This is a genomic window from Gordonia sp. VNK21, assembly GCF_046098115.1.
GTDB lineage: Bacteria > Actinomycetota > Actinomycetes > Mycobacteriales > Mycobacteriaceae > Gordonia.
Genome location: NZ_JBJURU010000013.1, coordinates 114269 through 120193 on the forward strand (window position 1 = coordinate 114269; position 5925 = coordinate 120193).

General features: G+C 66.5%; 3 protein-coding genes. All 3 read left to right on the forward strand.

Going from position 1 to position 5925, the window contains the following annotated elements:
• Positions 1-867 precede the first annotated feature (867 nt).
• The 3 genes from ACJMNC_RS15220 (at position 868) to ACJMNC_RS15230 (ending at position 5377) form a co-directional block, all read left to right on the forward strand.
• Positions 868-2400 (forward strand): Re/Si-specific NAD(P)(+) transhydrogenase subunit alpha, encoded by a 1533-nt coding sequence (locus ACJMNC_RS15220; protein ID WP_408948811.1) that lies wholly within the window; start codon positions 868-870, stop codon positions 2398-2400.
• Positions 2401-2406: 6 nt separating this feature from the next.
• Positions 2407-3864 carry a Re/Si-specific NAD(P)(+) transhydrogenase subunit beta gene (pntB, locus tag ACJMNC_RS15225; protein WP_408948812.1) on the forward strand — a complete coding sequence of 486 codons (1458 nt, stop codon included), beginning with the start codon at positions 2407-2409 and terminating at the stop codon, positions 3862-3864.
• 121 nt (positions 3865-3985) lie between these two features.
• Positions 3986-5377, forward strand: a complete 1392-nt coding sequence (locus ACJMNC_RS15230) for an IS1380 family transposase (protein WP_408948813.1) — start codon at positions 3986-3988, stop codon at positions 5375-5377.
• Positions 5378-5925 lie beyond the last annotated feature (548 nt).

Sequence of the window (5925 nt, forward strand, 5' to 3'; positions counted from 1 at the left end):
CCGGCCACGCAGCAGCTTGAGCCGCGCGAACGGCGCCCGGGCCTGGACTGCCGCCCTGGGCGATACCTTTTGCACCGTTTTTCTATCGTGCGCCGCATAGGCCGCGGCGCCCGCGCAATCGATCCAGTGAGGCGTACCTGGCGCCCGCAGCGGCTGTGTCGGCGCCGCCGCACGGCGGGCCGGGCAGCTGGCTTCATCCTCGGAAGCGGCTCGACGCAGGGCGACCGCATCGGGAACGGCAGGACCCGCTACAAGCGCCGCGTCCGCGGCTGGCGCATGTCAGGCAGCTAGTGTGACGGCAGGAGCGCCGCGTGGACCGGCAGCTCGCACCACCGGTACGGCGGCTACCACTTCGGCCGCATCTCGCGGAACGGGTCTGACTCCAACTTCCGCCGGGTCCCCGGCCACAGGACGCGCCGCTCCTTGAGGAGCGAGAACACCTTCAGGCCTAGGAGCGGGAACCGCCGCATCACCAACATGGCCAGCTCGCAGCGCGGGTCGTGGACGCCCAGGTCCGGGTCTAGCCGCCGGTAGAGCAGCTGCCAGAGGGTCGGCAGCTACTTGAGCTACTCGCCGTAGCACCCGGCGAGGTACACGCGGAGCAGCTGCTAGTCCATGCGCCGCACCAGCCAGACCAGGTAGTGCTTTGGCCTCCACGCGCGCCACGTTTTCCATAGCGGGTCCCGCCGTCAGGTCCGGGCCCGCGGCCAGCGCGCCGAGTTCGACGACGCACCGGCCGTTGCCCGTCATCCCAGCACCGGGAATCCTCCCCGAGGCTGGCTGCCGCGCATCGTCTGACTGCGACGCCGTACTCGCGCGACCTTCACGAGATCAAGGTGTGAGTATGAGTGTGGGAGGGGCAGTGACATGCTGATCGGCATCCCCCGGGAATCGAAAGCCGGCGAGACCCTCGTCGCGGCGACCGCCAAGACGGTCGGCCAGCTCCAGCAACTCGGCTACGACGTCATCGTCGAATCCGACGCCGGCGCCAGGGCCGAACAGCCGGATGCGGCCTTCGTCGAGGCCGGTGCCCGCATCGGCACCACGCAGGAGACCTGGTCGGCCGACGTGGTGATCAAGGTCAACGCGCCGACCGATGCCGAGATCGGTCTGCTGCGCCGCGGCGCGACGGTCATCTCGATGATGGCCCCCGGCCGCAACCCCGAACTGGTGCAGAAGCTGGAGCAGGCGGGCGTCACCGCGCTGGCCATGGACGCGGTTCCGCGTATCTCCCGCGCCCAGTCGATGGACGTGCTGTCCTCGCAGGCCAACGTCGCCGGCTATCGCGCCGTCGTCGAGGCCGCCCACGAATTCGGCCGGATGTTCACCGGCCAGGTGACCGCGGCCGGCAAGATCCCGCCGGCCCGCGTCTTCGTCGTCGGCGCCGGTGTGGCCGGCCTCGCCGCGATCGGCGCCGCGTCGGCGATGGGCGCCGTGGTGCGTGCCTTCGACGTGCGGCCCGAGGTGGCCGAGCAGGTCGAGTCGATGGGCGCCGAGTTCGTGCACGTCGACTTCGAGGCGGAGAAGTCCGAGGACGGCTACGCCAAGGAGATGACCGCGGAGCAGGAGGCGGCCACCGCGTCGATGTACGACGAGGAGGCCCGCAACGCCGACATCGTCATCACCACCGCACAGATCCCCGGCCGCCCCGCGCCGCGGCTGATCACCGCCGAGACCGTCGCCGCCATGAAGCGCGGCTCGGTGATCGTCGACATGGCGGCCTCGAGCGGCGGCAACGCCGCCGGTGCCGTCGCCGACGAGAAGGTGGTCACCGACAACGGGGTGACCATCTTGGGCTACACCGATCTGGCCGGCCGGCTGCCGGCGCAGACCTCGCAGCTCTACGGCACCAACATCGTCAACCTGCTCAAGCTGATCACCCCGGCCAAGGACGGGGAGCTCACGCTCGACTTCGACGACGTGGTCCAGCGCGGTATCACCGTCACCCACAACGGCGAGGGCATGTGGCCGCCGCCTCCGGTGCAGGTGTCGGCGGCGCCCAAGGCCGCAGCCGCCGAAGCCGCTCCGGTCGAGGAGCCCAAGGAGCCGATGTCGGCCGGCAAGAAGATCGGTCTGGTCCTGCTCGGGATCGTGGCCTTCTTCCTGGTCAACGCGTTTGCTCCGGATCCGATCCCGCAGCACTTCACGGTGCTGATGCTGGCGATCGTGATCGGCTACTACGTGATCGGCAATGTGGCGCACGCGCTGCACACGCCGCTGATGTCGGTGACCAACGCCATCTCGGGCGTCGTGGTGGTCGGTGCGCTGCTGCAGGTGGCGACGACCGATACGACGATCCTGGTGCTGTCGACGATCGCCATCCTGCTCGCTTCCATCAACATCTTCGGTGGCTTCGCGGTCACGCGTCGGATGCTCGCCATGTTCAGCAAGGGGGCCTGACGACCCATGACCATCAACTCGATCTCCATTGCGGCGTACATCGTCGCCTCCCTGCTGTTCATCCTGTCGCTGGCCGGGCTGAGCAAGCACGAATCCGCCAAGAGCGGTCTCACCTACGGCATGGTCGGCATGGTCATCGCGCTGGCCGCGACCATCGCCCTGGCCGTCGACGACTTGAACGAGCTGTCCTTCGCCGGCGTCTCGTTCAGCAAGTGGCTGCCGATCGGACTGCTGATCGGCGCCATGATCATCGGTGCGCTGATCGGTCTGTGGCGCGCCAAGATCGTCGAGATGACGGGCATGCCCGAGCTCATCGCGCTGCTGCACTCCTTCGTGGGTCTGGCCGCCGTGCTCATCGGCTGGAACGGAGCCATCCAGGGGCCGCACTTCGATCATGTGGCCGCGGAGGATCACGGCGCCATCATCGGCATCCACGCCGCCGAGGTCGCGATCGGCATCTTCATCGGTGCGGTCACCTTCACCGGTTCGATCGTCGCCAACCTGAAGCTGTCGGCGCGGATGAAGTCCTCGCCGCTCATGCTGCCCGGCAAGAACCTGATCAACGTCGGTTCGCTGGTGGCCTTCGTGGTGCTCACCGGTGTGTACGTGGCACGCGACGTCAAGGACGACACCACCGGCTATGTGCTGCTCGCGGTGATCACCGCGCTGGCGCTGGCCCTCGGCTGGCACCTGGTGGCCTCCATCGGCGGCGGCGACATGCCGGTCGTGGTGTCCATGCTGAACTCCTACTCCGGTTGGGCCGCAGCCGCATCGGGCTTCCTGCTCAACAACGATCTGCTGATCGTCACCGGTGCGCTGGTGGGGTCCTCGGGTGCCTACCTGAGCTACATCATGTGCAAGGCGATGAACCGCTCGTTCATCTCGGTGATCGCCGGCGGGTTCGGCATCGAGGCCGGACCGGCCGACGACACCGACTACGGCGAGCACCGCGAGATCAAGGCCGACGCGGCCGCGGAACTGCTGGCCGACGCCAAGTCCGTGGTCATCACCCCCGGCTACGGCATGGCCGTGGCCCAGGCGCAGTACCCGGTGGCCGATCTGACCGCCAAGCTGCGGGCCAAAGGCGTGGACGTGCGCTTCGGCATCCACCCGGTGGCCGGCCGTCTGCCCGGGCACATGAACGTGCTGCTGGCCGAGGCCAAGGTGCCGTACGACATCGTGCTGGAGATGGACGAGATCAACGACGACTTCCCGGAGACGGACGTGGTGCTGGTGATCGGCGCCAACGACACCGTCAATCCGGCCGCCGCCGAGGATCCGGGTTCGCCGATCGCCGGCATGCCGGTCCTCGAGGTGTGGAACGCCAAGGACGTCGTCGTGTTCAAGCGGTCGATGGCCGCCGGTTACGCCGGTGTGCAGAACCCGCTGTTCTTCCGGGACAACACGCAGATGCTCTTCGGTGACGCCAAGGACCGCGTCGAGGACATCATCGCCGCGCTCTAGCCTGGTTCTTTCATCGGTGAATTCGACTCGCCGACCCTGATGCATGAAGAAAGGTGCTCTCACCTGCGATAATCGTTCTTGCGACAGTCCGATTACGTCAGAGCGAGGGAGCACCTTTCTGGTGAGTAACTCTACCGTGTTCTACCCACACATCCGCGCCACCGGCGACGGCGAGAACCTCGTGTCCCACGCCGGAACCATCCTGTTGACCCGAACAGTCGAGGTCAGCGGCCTCGCGGCCGAGTTGTCGACCGCACTCGCGCCGTGGCGCACGCCCGCCGCAGTCCATGATCCGGGCAAGATCATCGCCGACCTCGCCGTCGCACTGGTCGCCGGCGGCGACTGCCTCGCCGACATCGCCACCATCCGCGAACAACCCGACACGTTCGGCCACGTCGCCTCCGACCCGACCGTCTCCCGCCTGATCTCAACGCTGGCCGCCTCGCCGGTCCAGGCGTTGTCGGCGATCGCTGCGGCTCGAGCAGCGCCCCGGGCACGGGTGTGGGCGTTGGCCGGTCCTGCTGCTCCGAACCACGGGATTTCGGCGAAGAACCCACTGGTCATCGACCTCGACGCAACCCTGGTCCCCGCACACTCGGACAAGCAGTCAGCGGCGGGAAACTACAAGGGCGGCTACGGTTTTCATCCGATGACCGCGTTCATCGACCACGGGCCCGGCGCGACCGGAGAAGCCGGAACGATCCTGCTACGACCAGGCAATGCCGGATCGAACACCGCCACCGACCACATCACCACCACCCAGCAGTCGTTGGCGCAGATCCCCGACCGACCACCGCGTCCCGGCCGCAAGATCCTGATCCGTACCGACTCGGCCGGCGCCACTCACGACTTCCTCGACTACCTGCACAAACAGCGAGTCTCGTACTCGGTCGGATTCGGTCTCGATGCCCGGTTGGGTGAGATCATCGACCGACTCCCGAAGAAGGCATGGACTCCGGCCTACAACAGCGACCGCGAGCAGCGAGACGGCGCCGACGTCGCCGAGTTGACCGGAGTGATCGACCTGTCGGGGTGGCCGCCGGGGATGCGGGTGATCGTGCGGCGGGAGAAACCCCATCCCGGTGCACAGCTGCGGATCACTGACCGCAACGGGTGGCGATTGACCGCGTGCGCCACGAATACCACGCGCGGGCAGCTGGCTGATCTGGAACTACGGCACCGCCGACGCGCCCGGTGCGAGGATCGGATCCGGCAGGGCAAAGACTGCGGGCTGTTGAACCTTCCGTTGTTCTCGTTCGCGCAGAACCAGGTGTGGACCTCGATCGTAGCGTTGGCGATCGATCTGAACGCGTGGATGCAGATGCTGGCGTTGACCAGCACTGATGCCCGCACGTGGGAGTTGAAGACATTGCGTCTTCGGTTGTTCGCGATCGCGGCTCGGATCGCTCGGCACGCCCGTCAGCGACGGCTGCGGTTCGATGCCCGTGCCAAGTACACCGGTCTGCTGATCGCCGGGCTCGATCGTCTCGACGGCTACCCGAACAGCACGTGACCAGCGTGTCCTGACGTATCCGAACGACCTGAAAGACACCCTCCGGGCCCGTGAAACCCGGCCGTGATCCGGCGGCAACCGGCCAGCCTGTCGTACCCGAACCGCAAAATCAGCCCTGCCGCAATCAATCCGAACCGCTCAGGCAGGGATAGGCACCGGATGAAAGATCGAGGCTAACCGTCGTCTCGTGGAAATAAGATCAGGAGCCCATTATGTAAGACGAAGTTGTTGTAGAGAACGGCGTTACACGGGGAACACGTTTTGTTGCGGTGGAACTTTGATATATCTCTCAAAAGAGAACGCTAGTGACAAATACACCATGGACGCATCCCGCCGGCACACTCGACGGGGTCGCTGCGCGACCAGCTCATCGAACTGATGTGAGTAGTTCGACCAGGACAACGACGCCGAGCAACGAACCGACACCGACGCCATGATCAGGACCATCACCAGGTTCGCTTCGATCAGTGAACTCGAGTGGGCCGGCAGGCTGCCTGAACATATGGGCGGTGGAGAACAGCAAAGGCCTCGGCCATCCTGTCGCTGTG